Source organism: Microcoleus sp. T3_B1, from assembly GCF_036700445.1.
Lineage (GTDB): Bacteria > Cyanobacteriota > Cyanobacteriia > Cyanobacteriales > Microcoleaceae > Microcoleus.
The window spans coordinates 21,892-37,926 of record NZ_JAUBOX010000033.1 but is presented as its reverse complement, the minus strand read 5'-3'; the positions used below and the strand labels follow the sequence as shown (position 1 = coordinate 37,926).

15 protein-coding genes and 1 pseudogene are annotated in these 16,035 nt (G+C 43.7%); 9 read left to right on the top strand and 7 right to left on the bottom strand.

Translation table 11 applies throughout. From position 1 onward, the window contains the following. The first annotated feature begins 380 nt into the window (after positions 1-380). Positions 381-899 (top strand): pentapeptide repeat-containing protein, encoded by a 519-nt coding sequence (locus QT990_RS18755; RefSeq protein WP_333465614.1) that lies wholly within the window; start codon positions 381-383, stop codon positions 897-899. A gap of 172 nt (positions 900-1,071) precedes the next feature. Here the strand turns inward: QT990_RS18755 and QT990_RS18750 are convergent, their stop codons facing one another. Beyond that, positions 1,072-1,194 (bottom strand): hypothetical protein, encoded by a 123-nt coding sequence (locus tag QT990_RS18750; RefSeq protein ID WP_006633228.1) that lies wholly within the window; start codon positions 1,192-1,194, stop codon positions 1,072-1,074. A gap of 20 nt (positions 1,195-1,214) precedes the next feature. Between QT990_RS18750 and QT990_RS18745 the strand changes: the two genes are divergently transcribed. Then, positions 1,215-1,829, top strand: a complete 615-nt coding sequence (locus tag QT990_RS18745) for a DNA-3-methyladenine glycosylase (RefSeq protein ID WP_333465613.1) — start codon at positions 1,215-1,217, stop codon at positions 1,827-1,829. 46 nt (positions 1,830-1,875) lie between these two features. Beyond that, on the top strand, positions 1,876-2,175 hold the full coding sequence (locus QT990_RS18740) for a hypothetical protein (protein WP_006633230.1): 300 nt from the start codon (positions 1,876-1,878) through the stop codon (positions 2,173-2,175). Between the two features lie 103 nt (positions 2,176-2,278). On the opposite strand, the gene QT990_RS18735 is transcribed toward QT990_RS18740, so the two are convergent. Then, on the bottom strand, positions 2,279-3,619 hold the full coding sequence (locus QT990_RS18735) for an NACHT C-terminal helical domain 2-containing protein (RefSeq protein ID WP_333300704.1): 1,341 nt from the start codon (positions 3,617-3,619) through the stop codon (positions 2,279-2,281). Positions 3,620-3,736: 117 nt separating this feature from the next. Here QT990_RS18735 and QT990_RS18730 point away from each other — a divergent pair, with 117 nt between their 5' ends. Continuing rightward, positions 3,737-3,958, top strand: coding sequence for a hypothetical protein (locus tag QT990_RS18730; protein WP_333142643.1), 222 nt, complete (start codon positions 3,737-3,739; stop codon positions 3,956-3,958). Between the two features lie 149 nt (positions 3,959-4,107). On the opposite strand, the gene QT990_RS18725 is transcribed toward QT990_RS18730, so the two are convergent. Beyond that, a complete protein-coding gene (locus tag QT990_RS18725) occupies positions 4,108-5,604 on the bottom strand; it encodes a glycosyl hydrolase family 57 (protein WP_333465612.1) in 1,497 nt (498 codons plus the stop codon). Positions 5,605-5,784: 180 nt separating this feature from the next. Between QT990_RS18725 and QT990_RS18720 the strand changes: the two genes are divergently transcribed. The 4 genes from QT990_RS18720 to QT990_RS18705 all read left to right on the top strand — a co-directional run bounded on the left by QT990_RS18720 (position 5,785) and on the right by QT990_RS18705 (position 10,473). Then, positions 5,785-6,513 (top strand): AIM24 family protein, encoded by a 729-nt coding sequence (locus tag QT990_RS18720; RefSeq protein ID WP_333142641.1) that lies wholly within the window; start codon positions 5,785-5,787, stop codon positions 6,511-6,513. Between the two features lie 275 nt (positions 6,514-6,788). Then, positions 6,789-7,088 carry a hypothetical protein gene (locus tag QT990_RS18715; protein WP_333142639.1) on the top strand — a complete coding sequence of 100 codons (300 nt, stop codon included), beginning with the start codon at positions 6,789-6,791 and terminating at the stop codon, positions 7,086-7,088. Between the two features lie 198 nt (positions 7,089-7,286). After that, a complete protein-coding gene (glgA, locus tag QT990_RS18710; protein WP_333142638.1) occupies positions 7,287-8,762 on the top strand; it encodes a glycogen synthase GlgA in 1,476 nt (491 codons plus the stop codon). 661 nt (positions 8,763-9,423) lie between these two features. Next, positions 9,424-10,473, top strand: a complete 1,050-nt coding sequence (locus QT990_RS18705; protein ID WP_333142637.1) for a Fe(3+) ABC transporter substrate-binding protein — start codon at positions 9,424-9,426, stop codon at positions 10,471-10,473. Positions 10,474-10,538: 65 nt separating this feature from the next. Here QT990_RS18705 and QT990_RS18700 read toward each other — a convergent pair whose 3' ends face one another. Both QT990_RS18700 and QT990_RS18695 read right to left on the bottom strand, forming a co-directional pair. Next, the gene (locus tag QT990_RS18700) at positions 10,539-11,060 is read right to left on the bottom strand and encodes a pentapeptide repeat-containing protein (RefSeq protein WP_333142636.1); all 522 of its coding nucleotides are present in this window, start codon (positions 11,058-11,060) and stop codon (positions 10,539-10,541) included. A gap of 364 nt (positions 11,061-11,424) precedes the next feature. Continuing rightward, positions 11,425-13,131, bottom strand: a complete 1,707-nt coding sequence (locus QT990_RS18695) for an iron ABC transporter permease (protein ID WP_333142635.1) — start codon at positions 13,129-13,131, stop codon at positions 11,425-11,427. Between the two features lie 126 nt (positions 13,132-13,257). Between QT990_RS18695 and QT990_RS18690 the strand changes: the two genes are divergently transcribed. Further along, a complete protein-coding gene (locus tag QT990_RS18690) occupies positions 13,258-14,346 on the top strand; it encodes an ABC transporter ATP-binding protein (RefSeq protein WP_333142634.1) in 1,089 nt (362 codons plus the stop codon). A 231-nt stretch (positions 14,347-14,577) separates the two neighbouring features. On the opposite strand, the pseudogene QT990_RS18685 reads toward QT990_RS18690, so the two are convergent. Further along, positions 14,578-14,664: pseudogene (locus tag QT990_RS18685) on the bottom strand (Uma2 family endonuclease); the annotation flags it as partial. A gap of 489 nt (positions 14,665-15,153) precedes the next feature. Beyond that, the gene (locus QT990_RS18680; RefSeq protein WP_333142633.1) at positions 15,154-15,924 is read right to left on the bottom strand and encodes a TerC family protein; all 771 of its coding nucleotides are present in this window, start codon (positions 15,922-15,924) and stop codon (positions 15,154-15,156) included. Positions 15,925-16,035 lie beyond the last annotated feature (111 nt).

Genomic DNA, 16,035 nt, shown 5'->3' with positions numbered 1-16,035 from the left:
AACAGCGCAGGTACGGTATTGCGTTTGTATATTAATCATCCTCAAGTCTCTCGAAAATTTACTCATTCCAGGGATATAAATAAAGTTTCTTTTATTTCAGTCTGCAGGTATAGGCAAATGCGCGCCTTCGGGTAAGAATAAATTCGGTTTGTGGACTGAGCAAGGCAAAGTGAAGCAGACCGAGCGGACGAGTCCGAAGCTCAAAGCAGCACTGGCGAGGCAAAGGATGCGGGATTTATAAGTCCGGTGGTGTTTAATTGCACCAGAGTGCTTGTGGGAGATGCCTGCAATTTTAGTGGGGGAATTCTGGAGAGGTCGATCGCACTATTGTAGAAATCTATTAACCGCGATAGAAAACCCCCTAAGCCTTTCGGATATTTATGAAATTAAAAAATTTAGTTACTGCTGGATTGTCGATCGCAGTTATATTTACTGCGGCAAAATATCTAACTTTTTCAAATCAACAAAATCAAGTCAAGCAATTGCTGGAAACCAAACAGTGTCCCGAATGCAATTTCAGCAAGGCCAACCTAAAAGGATTAGACTTGCAAGGAGTCAACTTGCAGGGAGCCAACTTAGAAGGTGCTAACTTATCAGGATCCAAATTAGCCAATGCCAACCTCAAAAATGCCAACTTAAATAAAGCCAACCTGACGGGAGCTGATTTGGGCTGTGCCGGCATCACTTTCAACCTTGAGGCTAATGAAAAAGAAGCAAATATGGATTTTAATGTCACCGCTGTTCCAGAACAGAATAACCCAGAAAATGCAGTAGTTGGTTTCAATATGAAAGCAACGGATCGAGGAGCCACAATGCGTTTCAACCTCATGGGATGCGCGGACTTCTCAAATGCTAGCTTGCAAGAAGCTAAAATGCCAGATGGCACAATTCATCCTTAATTGCAGCAAATACAGCAATCTGCTGTCTCATCATTTGTCAACTTCTTTTCATTCTTTCTGCTCTCTCTTTTCTCTTTCTCTGTGTCCTCTGTGGCCTCTGTGGTTCATAAAAAAAAACCGTCGCCTGACTGACAGGCGGCGGTTTTTTTAAGCAACTAACAATCGCCTAAAATTAGTGAGCAGAACCATTACCGTGATACTTGTCAGTATCGTAGAATCCGTTTTTTGTGCCGAAGAACAAACAGCAAACCGTGAAAACTGCTGTCAAGACTGCTAAAACTAACTTAACGTCCATAATTTACCTGCTGTTGTTGAGTGAGTGCAAATACTCAGATTGTAGAATCTTTTTGGCTGGCGCGGCCATCTACCAGCGTAGCGCCAGATTTGCTGGGATGTTCGTTGGTGCGGCAGTTTCCTGACGGCGAGACGATTCGGGGAATTATTGTCGAAACCGAAGCTTACGGCCCAGGAGATCCCGCTTGTCACGCTTACCGAAAGCGAACTCCTCGCAATGAGGTGATGTTCGGGCCTCCGGGTATGAGCTACGTTTACTTAATCTACGGGATGTACCATTGCTTTAATGTCGTGACGGATGCAGAGGGAGTTGCTAGTGCTGTGCTGATTCGAGCTTTGCAGGTAGATGTGGTTCCCAAAGAATTCGCTGCAATTCCTGAGAAGAAGCGATCGCGCCTCGCCGCCGGGCCTGGGAAACTGTGTAAGGTACTGGGGATCGATCGAACTTTAAGCGGTTTTCCCTTGGGTGCAGGCCAACCGCTGCGGTTGGAACACCGGAGCGAGCGCTTTCAGCAAGCTGTGGAGGAGGGTACAATAAATTTTGTGCAAACTACGCGGATCGGGATTTCTCAAGGAATGGATTTGCCTTGGCGCTGGTATTTAGGGAACTGTACGGCTGTGTCACAACTCTTGTAATGTCAAAGGTATCATTGTAAATTTTGTCGCTTATCTTCGTGAAATTATGGCTTACTCTTCTGAAAACCCGATCGTACAACTCAAAAAATGCCTAAGCCTGGTTCAGGATGTTAGCACTCACACCGAAGCCAACCGGGCTTTCGAGCAATTGTGTGGGATTATCGATGCTGAAAACCCAATGGCGGCGCAACTTTTGGAGATGCTTTGGGAAGAAGCAATTATGGCGAGGCGATCGGCTTTATTTTGGCAGCAAATGAGCGATGTTGAGAAAGATATGGCTAATAGAATGATGGAAAATATGACGCAAATGCGGCAAAACTATTTGCGGTTGATGCAGGAAATGTAGGAATCGGGAATCGGGAATCGGGCATCGGGCATGGGGAAATTGAGACTCAACTCTGACGGAGTGACAGTCCCGGTCAGCTTGAGCATCTTTTCCCCTGTTTTTTCTAGCTGAGCGAGGAATTAAGGGGTAAAAATAGGTTGTCTTCGATGTGCGATCGGACTTCAGGTGAGACGTTACAACCACTGTTTAGGCATTCCATCAAAAATTTACTAGCCTGATAATACTGAACAAGCAATTCTTTTTGCGATTCTGTGAACTGCCAGTCCTGACCGATATCACGATACTGAATTATCACATCTCTTAAGTTTTTAGTCCACTCTAAACCATTGTTTAGCCACCATTCCCTAAATATCTCTCTATTTGAAATAGGTAAGTAATTTTTAAACTCTTCAATTGCTTCATTAAACTCAGAATTAGTATTTTGTTTTAGGAACTCATCGAGAGTTTTAGTGATAGCATTGAGAATAAGATCGGAATTGATAATATTAATGGCTGTATTGGTAGCAATCGCTCTACTAATAGCAATAGCACTTATATAGTCGATAGAAATGTCTAGGTCAGTTCTAGTGTTGATATCAATATCCAAGCCAGTGGCAATAGTGTTAGTGGTAGTAACCTCAATAAGGCTACCAATAGCGCCGCCAACAGCACAGTCTGGGTCGCTGGCCATAGCAATAGCGCGAGCGCGGGTAAGGTAAAAAAGACGAACGGCTGCTGGTTTGTAAGAAACATTCACTGAATTCGATTTTTTACTTACCCACCTGAGAAATGCCTGGAGTTTTTTATCAGTAGTGATGAGCATATCAACTTGTTGCTTCATTAGTTGAAATAAACTATCTGCTGCAGACAATTTATTAGAAGCCTCCAAAAATACTTGTCGCCACCGTGGTTCAGTTATGTGAAGGACGAGTTGCTGACAACCCTGTTGAGAGCTTACCAATTCTTCGGCACTCAAATACTCTTGAAATATTTGATGAGAAAAAAAGGATTTTTTCCAGGTTCTTTTTACCAATAAGTCAGAGACAAGTTCAATATCACTTAAATCATCTGAAGGAGAGAATGCGATCAATTTCTTACCATCAACGGCATCAAATACCTGTATTTTGTATCCAATTTGTTCTAACCATTCAGGAATATCCCGCCAATTTTTTAGCGTCTTGGGTTGTCGTTTTGTCAGTTGTTCTACATACCGATATATTGTCTTGCAGAGGTCAGCTTCCACTCCTCTAGAATTTTTATATAGCTTTTCAGATATTTCAGCAGGACTATAACCACACAGTAATCCACGCAGATGTTTCTTTTCTATTTCTGTGAGTTCCCGTTTCATGTGAGGCGCAAACTCTCGCTTGGCAACAGCTAAGTCTTTGTATAACTTTTGCAGATCCCAATTAGTTGCGGCTTCGGCAAATAAGTCTTCGGATGAATCTGGAGTGCGTACCATCATTACCACACGATCGAGTCCCTAACAGATAATCCTAACAAATTTCCTAACCTTTGTTTGGAACCAACTAGGTATGGGAGTGTAAAGCTATATATGTAGTGATTCAAAAGTCTAAAAGATATGACCAGACAGCAATCCAACCATCAGCAGCTATCTCTTTGCATAGACAAGCCAATCTCCACCTTGATCAAAGACCTCAAAGTGTCTCGTCATCCACTCGTTATGGATGCTACCAACAAACTTGAAGAAGCCCTACGCCTCTTGCAATATATCCAGGATGCTGGAGTAGTCAAATCGACGACAACAAAAACAGCTATTTACGAACTCCTGACCAAAGTTTAACGAAACTCACGTCATCTAGTGGGTGTGCATCTTGCGAGCCTCACTTTACACAGGACTTATGCAGGAACACTATATATAGTGTTCCTGCATAAATACGAACGCTAATAATTGATCCAAGCTATTTGCCCGATCGCAATTACCAACTTTTCCTATTTCATTAAAGCAGCGCCGCAGTTGTAAAGTTCCCGCGCGTAATCAGTCCAAGTTCCCTGTCCCCAATAGCGAAAACAGCTTGTTTGCAGCAACAAATTGTACAGCAAAGCTTGCTGGTATTCAAACTGCTTGGTAACGGTGGCATCTTGCTGCAACAGCGCATCGTACTTTTTGTGAAATGCAGCGCTGAGTAGATTCATCGGTTCCAAAACATTTTCGTAGCCTTTCACCCAACTCAAATCGTTAGTCCAAGAAGCACCATCCATGTGAAAATTATGGTCTGTTTGCTTGAGTTGGGCGATCGCACTTTCCACTTTTTCCGGCGTCGCACTATCAGCATCGACTAGATGCCAGATTTTGTGCTGGTTAACCCCTTGACAAATGGGATAATCATCAGGATTAACACCCGCCGCTTCAATTATCTCCAAATATTCAGTGCCGTTTAAACCGACAACGCCGGATTTTCCCCCGCCTTGTTCGCGGTTTTCGTGCCAAGCTTTGACAAAAGCGCTGGGAAATTCATTCATCATCACGCCGCCATTTTCGCCGTCGGCAATTTGAGTAACTAAAGAAGGGACTGTGATATTGCCAATTTGCTGTTTATTGCGTCCTTTGGCTTCGTAATAAGGCTGCATTTGACCGACCAATTTCGTATCTGAACCTTGGGTTTTAATCAAAGCAGTAATACTGATTGTTTCGCCGCGAGAATTGCGGGCAACTAAACGGTTGGGAATATATTTTTGGTCTTGCGACAATCCCGAACCGTCTGGATTTTCTACAGAATGTTCTTGCACCATCAGCCAGCGATAGCCGCATTCTTTCAAAGCTTTGATGTATTCGTAAAGTGTATCTGGGTGATTGGGAAAGTGCATTTCTGGGGGCGAAAAACCTTTGACGCGCTTCAGGGCATCAATGCCAAAGATAGCGGCAAAATGATGTTGCCATGCTTGAATTTGGAGTTTGATGTCGGGAATGGGAGTTGAGGGAATGACGGCGTGACTCCACATTGTCCCCAGCCATTCTACGTGAGGTTGATATTGAGGATCGCAGGTAATCCGCTTGAGATTATCAAAGATATCGTCGCGTCCCATTTGGCGCAATCCCCACAATAAGTTGCCCGAATAGTCGAGCATAATTCGCGGGTTGCAGCCTTCGGCAATCAGTTGGGGGATAAATTCTCCCATGCGAGAATAGCACCAAGCAAACACTCCGGCGTTGTGGTTGTCTCCTTGGTTGGGATGTTCAAACATATGCTGGAGATTGCAGATCAGTTCGCCGTTTGCACCCGCAGGAATGGTGGGTTGGTGCATATGCAGGGCGCAGGCGAATCCGGCTTGAATATTTTCCAGGCGCAGATTTGTGGTAGGTAGAAAGATTGGTTCGTTGCTATTGGCTGCGGCATTAATTTCTGCTTCGGAGCCGCAAATATGGGGTAATCCTGAGTTGATTTCTTGTAAAATGGGTAAATTGGGAGATTGTGCGATCGCAGGCATAAATTTTTCTCAACAATTGTGGAGGGGCGCTGTCTGCTATTGCTAAGATAGCTAGATACTTTAACAGTAGCAGAGGATGTCTGCACAAGATAAATTACCCAAGATAAGTCCGGGAGCGCAGAAGCTCCTAATCTTGGGTAAAATGTTTAACACATTTCACGTAAATAGGCGAGGTAAATTATGAAATACGAAATCAAGCTTTTGGAACCGACGGATTTGTGGTACGTCCAAAATAACATCAATAAAGAAACCAACAAGTTTTACCATCCAACTAAAAATATTCCGTTGGTTCAGCAAGCGGAAATTCACTTGAACAATTCGGGAGTGATTATTCAAAAAGGTGCGCTGCATTGGTGTATGGGAAAATTGACTTCCGGTGTTTATAAAACGGATAACCGTTTAAAAGATATGTGGGTATCGTTGACTACGGAAATGGACTACAACGCTCCCGTATATCAAGGAACTGGTACGGTGAAACTGGAACCGAGACAAAAAGGGAATTTCCTGCATTATACGCCGATCGAGCTTTTGGATGCAGAGCAGTGGGAATTTGATGATGGTGTATTTCAGTTTTGTTCGGACAATGTAGTTATCGGTGCTAAAAAACTGAAATTCCGACAAGTGGCTGCTTCTAATGACGGTAGGTGGAGAATTGCTGTTACAGCTTTGCGCGAGCAAAAAGCTATAGTTGTAGCTGCTACAAATTCACCGGCTAAGGTTGTCGAACTCAAACAAGGTGAAACTTTGATAGCTGATTGCGATTTGGTGAAAGGATTTACCAAGGGGATTGAAGAAGATTATCGAAAATTAGGTCATTTTGGCAAAGGCGGTGGAGAGGGTTATGTTTGGTATTATCAGGGGAAAGGTAAATTATTAGTATGTGAAAATGATGCTATGGGTTTGGGATAAGTTGTTGCATTTTTGTCGAGCGGTATGAGAATGATGAGTGGGATTTATGTAAGATAAGGAGGAAGAAACATCGCACACAAATTTGCAGGCATGAAAGTGTCTGAGATTCTCAAAGGTAAAAAAGGTAGTAGAAAACAAGCACAGCTTCCGGCAACTTCGCCAAGTTGGGAATAATTTAGCGAAATGATATGGGAGCAAATAGAAAGAGGTGCTGAAGAAAATCTCCCCGGCTTTAAGATGGTTCGCAAATTGTTGAGCGATCGGAGATTTGATAGATGAAAAATAATGGATTTGACCAAGTAATATTATTTTTGCAAAAATTGCAAAAACAGGCTATCGATTACAGTTTAGCGCATCATCGCGATGAAGCTCTGATGGTAATTGTAGCTGTACCTGGGGAACGGTGGGAAATTGAATTTTTGAGTGATGGTTCGGTGGAGGTAGAGAAGTTTGTCAGTAATGGAGAAATTGTTGGAGAAGAAGCTTTGAGTGAGTTATTCGATCGCTATTCGGAACTAGACGAGACAAATGGCGATTTGACTCAAAAGATTGAGTTGACAAATGTGAGAAGATGAGTTATGTTTTGCGGAATTTGCGATCGAGTTGCAGCAATGCCGAAACGATATCGCCGATCGCAACCGCCGCAAATTCGGCTTCTGGGAGCCCGATCGCCCTGTATTCCCAATGGCCTACTTGCTTATTTGGCGAGAAACCATATACTTTGTCATGTTAAGAAAATATCTTTTTGATTCATCCAGGAGCGACAAAAAAAAATGTACATAGTACAAATTGCCTCAGAGTGCGCCCCCGTCATCAAAGCAGGGGGTTTGGGCGACGTAGTTTACGGCTTGAGTCGGGAGTTACAGAATTCCGGCCACTGCGTCGAGATTATTCTACCGAAGTACGACTGCATGAGGTACGACCACATTTGGGGACTTCACGAGGCCTACCGGGATTTGGCTGTGCCCTGGTACGGCGGCGAAATCCTCTGCGATGTGTTGTGCGGCTGGGTGCACGGGCAGTTGTGTTTTTTCATCGAACCTCGCTCTCAAGATAACTTTTTTAATCGCGGCTGTTATTACGGGTGCAATGACGACAATATGCGGTTTGCATTTTTCAGCAAAGCCGCTTTGGAATTTTTGCTCAGAAGCAACAAACGTCCCGATGTGATTCACTGTCATGATTGGCAAACTGGTTTGGTGCCAGTCTTGCTGTTTGAAATTTACAAATACAATTGGATGGAATATCAGCGAGTCTGCTATACCATTCACAATTTCAAACATCAAGGCATGGGAGGTAGCGATATTTTGCAAGCAACGGGTTTGCACAGACCGGATTATTATTTTGATTACGATCGCCTCCGAGATAACTTTAACCCTTTTGCTATCAACTTTATGAAAGGTGGGATTGTTTACTCGAACTTTGTCACCACAGTTTCGCCGCACCACGCTTGGGAAGCTCATATGGGCGAGTGTGGCTACGGTTTGGGCCACACATTGCATTTATATCAAGAGAAGTTTCGCGGGGTGCTCAACGGCATTGATTATGATGTCTGGAATCCCGATGGCGATCGCTATATTCCTCACCACTACAATCAGGAGGATTTGGCAGGAAAAGCCAAAACAAAAAAAGCTTTGCGCGATCGGCTGTTACTGCGCGATGCTGACAAGCCTATTATTACCTTTATCGGTCGTTTGGACGACCAAAAAGGCGTTCATCTCGTCCACCATGCAATTTATTACTCTCTGAGTAAGGGAGCGCAATTCGTGCTTTTGGGTTCCGCGACGGAAGCGGGAATTAACGCGCATTTCCAGCACGAAAGACAGTTTTTAAATGATAATCCAGACTGCCATTTAGAACTAGGTTTTAATGAGGAACTGTCGCACTTAATTTACGCCGGTGGGGATATGATTGTGGTTCCCAGTAATTACGAACCCTGCGGGCTGACTCAGATGATCGGGTTGAGGTACGGCACTGTTCCTGTGGTGCGGGGAGTTGGCGGTTTGGTGAATACTGTGTTCGATCGAGATTACGACACCCGCCACCTACCGGAAGAACGCAACGGTTACGTGTTTTACCAAAGCGACTACTACGCTTTAGAGTCGGCGCTCGATCGCGCGATCGGATTGTGGTATGACTATCATGATGAATTTGAAAAACTCATGCTTCAAGGCATGAATTGTGACAATTCGTGGAACTATCCAGCTAAAGACTATGTGGAAATTTACGAGCTAATTAGACACAAATAATCCGTAAGCTGTTCAGCATTTAAATAGAATGTCAACAAACAATCTAAGTCTTGTGGGGTGGGCGTCTCGCCCGCCCTGAATATGCAATTTAAATGCCTGACAGCTTAGGATCTCAGATGCTGCACCATTGTCAAGAACGGGCTCTGGGGCCCGTTCCACAAAGAATGAGTTTTCTCGCTTCACAGGCCGTCCAGCCTGTTCATAAAAGGCTTATTGAGAATGGTGCAACATCTCAGATGAAATTGTTGTGGGGAGTAGGGGTTGGGCGTCCCGCCCGCCCGAAAAATACAACGCAAGATGCCCGACAGCTTATAAAAAAGTCTTTGCGTAAAAAAAAATTGCCGGTTGAGCGAAGTCGAGACCGGATTTCTGACCACGAATTTCAAAGGTGGTACCCGCCACGTGATTTATCCGTGGAATCAATCCAAAATCGAAAATCGAAAATCCTCAAGAAAGAGCATTTATCCGTGGGGTCGCCTCTAAAATCTAAAATCTAAAATCTAAAATCGATTGACCAGCAGTGCGTCAGCCCTAAAATAGTTACGATCTCGATCATCAAATAAGAATTACTTGCATTAATATAGTAAAGCACTGACTATAGATGGCTGTAGAGAGACCATCGTGTCAATTACCAGATGAAAAAATCTATCATTATAGAACAATGAGCATTTCTCGGCGTATTTTTCTTGCCAGCGGTACAGCAATGGCTGTCGTGGCCGTGGGGGAACTAAGCAAAAAAGCCCCTGTCGCAGCCCAAACCGGGACTCTCAACCTTTATTCAGCACGTCACTACGACACTGATAATGAGTTGTACCAAAGCTTCACCAAAAAAACTGGGATCAAGGTTAACCTCGTTGAGGCGGATGCTGACCAACTAATTGAACGGATCAGAAGTGAAGGTGCAAATAGCCCTGCTGATGTTTTTATCACGGTGGATGGTGGGCGTTTGTGGCGGGCAAAACAAGCAGGTATTCTGCAACCTGTTTCTTCAACAATCCTGACATCGGCAATTCCAGCAAGTTTGCGAGATCCTCAAGGTTTCTGGTTTGGTCTATCGCGCCGGGCACGGGTGATTGTTTATAACAAAAGCAAGGTGAACCCGACCCAATTGTCAACCTATGAGGCGCTGACAGAACCTCGGTGGAAAGGCAAAGTTTTAGTGCGATCGTCCACTAATATCTATAATCAGTCTCTGGTTGGGGCTATGTTAGCGGTTCATGGAGCTCAAAAAACAGAAGCTTGGGCACGAGGATTGGTGGCTAATTTTGCGCGTCCTCCAGAGGGAAATGATACGGCGCAAATCAAGGCTGTTGCTGATGGGGTAGGCGATATTGCCATTGTTAATACCTATTATGTAGCTCGCTTAATGAAATCGAAAGATCCAGCAGAAAAAGCGATCGCGGCGAAAGTAGGTGTATTTTTCCCGAACCAGCGCGATCGCGGTACCCACGTCAATATTAGTGGTGGAGGTGTAGTCAAAACCTCCCGTAACAAAGCAGGCGCGACCAAATTCTTGGAACACTTAGCCAGTCGCGAAGCGCAACAAATTTTTGCTAGGAGTAATAACGAATACCCTGTGATTTCAGGTGTGGCGATCGATCCTGTAGTGGCAAGTTTTGGTACATTCAAATCTGACCCTCTCAACCCTGATGTGTTTGGGAAAAATAACCCCGAAGCTTTAAAGGTTGCCGATCGGGCAGGATGGAAATAGAGGCTTTTTGAACAAGAAGCTACTCTTTGTGATTCGGCGGTTGAAACCGCCGAATCCCATAAACTTTAATTTTTAATTTTACCATCCGGCATGATAGCGCCTTTCAGGTTGGCCCCTTTCAGGTTTGCCCCAGTCAAATCAGCACTATTTAAGTCAGTTTCACTTAAATCGGCATTACTAAGATTGGCATTATTCAGTTTTGCCCCTCGCAAAAAAGCCCCCTTGAGATTTGCATTACTCAAATCAGCATTTGTGAGATCAGCAGAAAATAAACCTGCTTTTTCCAGAGAAGCAGCTTTTAAATTTGCACCTTTGAGATTGACGCTATCGAGTAAGGCTTCATTAAGTTTGACATTTTCTAGCATAGCACCTTCCAACTTAGCACCGTTGAGATTAGCACTTGTTAAATCAATGTCACTTAACTTAGTATCAGTCAGGTCACATCCTGGACATTGCTTAGTTTTTTGTAATGTTTCGAGAGGGCTGGCCGCCTGTTTTTGGCATCCAAAGGTGACAAAAATAGTAAGCAGTAAGAAGGAGATTGTGCCAGTAGTGCGGTTAAACATTGCTAAGTTTTTATTAATCATCTTAATTTATGAAGGAAAAAGGAAGATGGAAGAAGGGTTGATACATTCTCCTGAAACCCGCCAGGGAATAAATTATTCCCTGTCTAATAGCTAAAGTCGGTTGAAACCGACATCTTGCACCATTGTCAAGAACGGGCAAGATGCCCGTTCCACAAACAGTAGATTTTCTTGTGGAACAGGCCGAAAAGCCTGTTCCTAAACAAGTAATTGAGAGTGGTGCAAGATGTGAGTTGAAACCGACTGAAATCCTAGCTGTATAGTCGTCTTCAGACGACTTTCGCTATGAGACAGGGGTTTCAACCCCTGTCGGACTATAGCTTTAAAAGAATCAATCACCTGTGCAAGCAGGGAAGAGATTTGGCGGTTATAGTGTTGAAGACTTGCGCGATCGCGCAATTTTCCAACTTAATAAAATAACCGGTAACATCCCCACTAAAACAATTGCCAAGGCTGGGCCAGAAGCTTCCGCCAATCGCTCATCTGAGGCAAGTTGATAAGTTCGCACAGCCAAGGTATCAAAGTTAAAAGGTCTAATAATTATAGTAGCAGGTAACTCTTTCATTACATCAACGAATACTAACATCATGGCCGTTAGTAAACCTCCCGTCATCATTGGTGTATGAACTGTAACTAAAGTTTGCATCGGGCTATAACCCAAACTTCTCGCCGCATCATCTAAATTAGGCTTAATTTTGCTCAAACTTGACTCTACCGCATTTAAAGAAACAGCTAGGAAGCGAACTATATAAGCAAATACCAAAGCTGCGATCGTACCACTTAACAACAAGCCTGTAGAAATCCCCAAGTTTTCACGCATCCAACTATCAAATAGATTGTCAAATTTTCCAATGGGAACCATAATCCCCACTGCAATCACAGAACCAGGTACAGCATAGCCCATTGCCGCAACTCTAGTTCCTAACTGCACTCCTAAATTAGGATATAACCGTAAGCCATAAGCCATAATCAAGGCAATAACTACGGCTAATATTGCTGTCAGTGTTGCCAAAATTAAACTATGACGGGCAAAGATCCAAAAACGTTCATCTAAAGTGACTTGCCAATTAGCTAAAGTCAACTTGCCTAAAAGACCTGCTGGCAATAAAAAACCAAAAAACAGCGGCAGGAAACAAGCCATTACCGCTAAAATTTCCCGGATTCCTTTAAGTTGATAAGTTGGTAGTTGGCGATAGCGGCTGCTAGCTTGATAATATTTAGTCCGACTTCGAGACCAGCGTTCTAGTAAAATTAAACCCAGAACAAATAATAATAGCAGGGCAGCTAATTGATTGGCAGCAATTCGTTCTCCCATGCCAAACCAAGTCCGATAAATACCTGTGGTGAATGTATCAACTCCAAAATACTGAACAGTACCATAATCGTTGAGAGTTTCCATCAAAGCCAGTGCTAAACCTGCAACAATTGCTGGTCTAGCCATTGGTAAGGCAACTGTCATAAAACTCCGCCAAGGGCTACAGCCGAGTATTCTACTAGCTTCTAGGGTACAAGTTGATTGCTCCAAAAAGGCAACTCTTGTTAATAGGTAGACGTAGGGATATAAAACTAAGATTAGCATTAAGATTGCTCCAGGGAGCGATCGCACGTTAGGAAACCAATAGTCTCCATAACTCCAGCCAAAAATATAACGCAAAGCACTTTGAACTGGGCCTGAAAATTCTAAAAAGTCTGTATAAGTATAAGCTAGCACATAAGCTGGGGCCGCTAAGGGTAACAGTAATGCCCATTCAAATACGCGACTGGCCCGAAAGCGACACATTGTTACTAGCCACGCACATCCTACCCCAATCACGACAACACCAAAGCCTACACCGATCATTAACCAAAAAGAGTTGATGATATAACGAGTTAAAACTGTATCGGTTAGATGTTGCCATGTATCTTTAGCTTCCACAAAGATACTGGATAAGACACTGAAAACTGGTATGGCGATCGGCAATGCTAAAGCAATAACCGCAAGCGTCCACCCACTAGCGGATAAACCGCGTAAGGTCGATAGCCATTGGATTGTCCTGATTCCTGTTTGCTGTAGTGATTTTTGGGAATTTTTCATCGCTAGTAAATTGTCTAGCTTGCTAGTTTATCAGTACGTGTAAACATTTGTCAAGTCTTTCTGACAATTTATATCACTAAACAGGTTTATTGTAGAATAGTAAGTTGTTGATTATTTATGGCAATAATGGCTCCACCTATAATTCTGCAGTTGGATGGTGTAACAAAACAGTATGCCCAAGCAGCATCACCTGCGGTGGCATCTGTCACCCTGACATTACATCAAGGAGATATACTGGGGTTGTTGGGGCCATCGGGTTGTGGGAAAACAACGTTGCTGCGGTTAATTGCGGGTTTTGAACAGCTACAAGCAGGGACGATCGCCCTAGCAGGGAAAACTGTAGCCAGTGTTAATATGTCAGTGCCGCCGGAACAGCGAGACATTGGTATGGTGTTTCAAGACTATGCACTCTTCCCCCATTTGACAGTCGCGAAAAATGTAGCTTTTGGCTTGACGCATCAAGGAAAAGAGTCAAAGCATAATATTCAGAAAGGTGTCACCGAAGCATTAGCGTTGGTGGGATTAGAAGGATTGGAAAACCGTTATCCCCATGAATTATCCGGGGGTCAGCAACAGCGAGTAGCCCTGGCCCGTGCGTTAGCCCCTAGACCTGCGATTATTTTACTAGATGAACCATTGAGTAATTTAGATGTACAAGTACGGTTAAGATTGCGTCAGGAAGTCCGCGAGATTCTCAAAGCAACGGGAACCTCTGGTGTATTTGTCACCCACGATCGCGAAGAAGCACTTTCGATTTCCGATTGGGTAGCGGTGATGCGTCAAGGCCAATTAGAACAGTTTGGCACTCCAGAGGAAGTTTATCAAGAACCTGCATCTCGATTTGTGGCTGAGTTTGTGACGCAAGCTAATTTTGTGTCTGCATCGCTGAAGCAGGATTTTTGGGAAACAGAAGTAGGTTGTTTTGCTGTTAAAGGATATTCATCTTCACAAGTTCCTTGTGATGTTTCTACTGAAGGAGAATTGATGATCCGGCAGGAAGACTTGAGTTTATACTTAGATGAAGATTCGGCTGTTGTGGTTTGCGATCGTCAGTTTTTAGGTAGAGAAAATCGTTATTGTTTAAAAACACCTTCGGGCGAAAAGTTATATGCCCTCACAACCACAGGAAATGTTTTTCCCATTGGTTCTAAAGTTCGGTTATCTTGTGGTGATAATTCTCCCTTAGCTTTCTTTGTCGGTAAGCCTAGGTCATAGCTAAGGACTAATTGCTAATAGACATCTCGCAAAAAGAATCTCAAACCGTTGCCCTATGTAGAAAAGGTTATTTGCAGCCACTCAACAGGAAGGTTACATTTTTTCCCGACAGGTGAATGCGATCGCCTGCAACTCCTTCCCCTCGCCCGCCTTATTTCCCTAAAGCCTCAAAAAATACAGCAACCACCAAGGCTAAAATCAGATCTGGATCGATCGCCAATATACCACCAACCCCGTCAGCAACAAATTCCCCTCGCTATCCCACCACCGTAACCATTGCTGAGTCTGATTTTGGTAACTGCCTTCCCATAGGGCCAAGTTTAGTTCCATAAGTTCGATCGGCTACTGAAGGTTGATTAACAGTAAGACTTTTTCTTACATTTGCTAACAATCACTTACATTTGCCTTCTGGTCTTCATGTCATATAGAATGAATTTAGCCACTCAGATGTAGGTGAAAAACCTTGGTAGTACGCAACCGCTATATAAATAAGTTGCCTCTACATTATCAAAGCAAATAATCAGATTGGCGTGGGGCTGTAAGCGATAACCAAGCTGAAGGCAAGAATATAAGTGCTTGTAGAAATTTCTACGGGCATCGGTTGATACGCCTTGGTTGAGATAGGATCTCAACTTATGTATTTGTTAGCAAATGTTAGCAAAAAAGTATCGGAAACAATATTACAACATAAAAGCCTTTCATCCCGGTGACTTTAGTCTGGGGATGAAAGGCTTTTGCACGTTTTGACCAGCCTTCAATCTTGTGGGCTTGACAGATTTAAGCTAATTTTATTCAAATGAAAGTATGTTAATTTTCGGACTTTTGTCCTTGCGATTCCGGCAGTGCAACTTCTGAATCCGGCTGAGTGAGAGCCATTTCTAGAGATTTTGCAATCTCGACTGACTCAGGAGTACGCTTAGAAAATCCCCAGATAAACATCAAGACAATACTGGAAACTAACAGCCATTGCGGAGGAACTAAATCGGGATTAATTACTTTCACCAACAACCGCATTCCCACGAACCCAACTGTGATGTAACCAGCACTTTCTAGGTGAACGAACTCATCCAGCCAGCGGATGAACAACCCGGCCATGAATCGCAGGGCAATAATTCCAATAGTAGCGCCTGTTACGACGATAAAAGTGTTGTCAGACACAGCGATCGCAGTAGTAACGCTATCCAATGAAAACGCTAAATCCGTAAAAGCAATCATGGGAATTGCTTGCCACACAGACGCAAATCTGGGCCCGTGATGTTCTCCTTCGGAGTCTGTCTCTGAAGTAAAATGTTGGAAAACAAGCCACAGCAGGTAGAGAGCACCAAGCAGCTCAAACTGCCAGTATTGGATCACCCAAGTAGCCGTTAAAATTAGGGCGATCCGCAGTACAAAAGCAATTATCAAACCCAAGTTGAGAGCTCTTTGCTGATCCTTGGCATCTTCTAAACCTTTAGAAATAGACGCCAGGGCGATCGCGTTGTCAGCCGAAAGTACAGCCTCCAAAGCCACCAAAACCAACAATAATAAAAAGCCGTCAACTCCAAAATTGGGTGAAGCGTCGAGAAATTGATCTAGCATTAACTATTTTGTGCACCTAAAATTGGCAAGGGTCGAGCGCAGCGCAAATTACCCGCTCTGTCTAACATTAGTGTCACCTTCACGTGAACTACCAGACGCTGACCACTTCAT

Bases quoted from the DNA above. Each gene is read 5' to 3' on its own strand.
- QT990_RS18690 (WP_333142634.1), top strand. From the start codon at position 13,258: ATGGCTCCACCTATAATTCTGCAGTTGGATGGTGTAACAAAACAGTAT.
- QT990_RS18680 (WP_333142633.1), bottom strand. From the start codon at position 15,924: ATGCTAGATCAATTTCTCGACGCTTCACCCAATTTTGGAGTTGACGGC.
- QT990_RS18725 (WP_333465612.1), bottom strand. From the start codon at position 5,604: ATGCCTGCGATCGCACAATCTCCCAATTTACCCATTTTACAAGAAATC.
- QT990_RS18740 (WP_006633230.1), top strand. From the start codon at position 1,876: ATGGCTTACTCTTCTGAAAACCCGATCGTACAACTCAAAAAATGCCTA.
- QT990_RS18695 (WP_333142635.1), bottom strand. From the start codon at position 13,131: ATGAAAAATTCCCAAAAATCACTACAGCAAACAGGAATCAGGACAATC.
- QT990_RS18750 (WP_006633228.1), bottom strand. From the start codon at position 1,194: ATGGACGTTAAGTTAGTTTTAGCAGTCTTGACAGCAGTTTTCACGGTT.
- QT990_RS18730 (WP_333142643.1), top strand. From the start codon at position 3,737: ATGACCAGACAGCAATCCAACCATCAGCAGCTATCTCTTTGCATAGAC.
- QT990_RS18755 (WP_333465614.1), top strand. From the start codon at position 381: ATGAAATTAAAAAATTTAGTTACTGCTGGATTGTCGATCGCAGTTATA.
- QT990_RS18735 (WP_333300704.1), bottom strand. From the start codon at position 3,619: ATGATGGTACGCACTCCAGATTCATCCGAAGACTTATTTGCCGAAGCC.
- QT990_RS18705 (WP_333142637.1), top strand. From the start codon at position 9,424: ATGAGCATTTCTCGGCGTATTTTTCTTGCCAGCGGTACAGCAATGGCT.
- QT990_RS18700 (WP_333142636.1), bottom strand. From the start codon at position 11,060: ATGATTAATAAAAACTTAGCAATGTTTAACCGCACTACTGGCACAATC.
- QT990_RS18720 (WP_333142641.1), top strand. From the start codon at position 5,785: ATGAAATACGAAATCAAGCTTTTGGAACCGACGGATTTGTGGTACGTC.
- glgA (WP_333142638.1), top strand. From the start codon at position 7,287: ATGTACATAGTACAAATTGCCTCAGAGTGCGCCCCCGTCATCAAAGCA.
- QT990_RS18715 (WP_333142639.1), top strand. From the start codon at position 6,789: ATGAAAAATAATGGATTTGACCAAGTAATATTATTTTTGCAAAAATTG.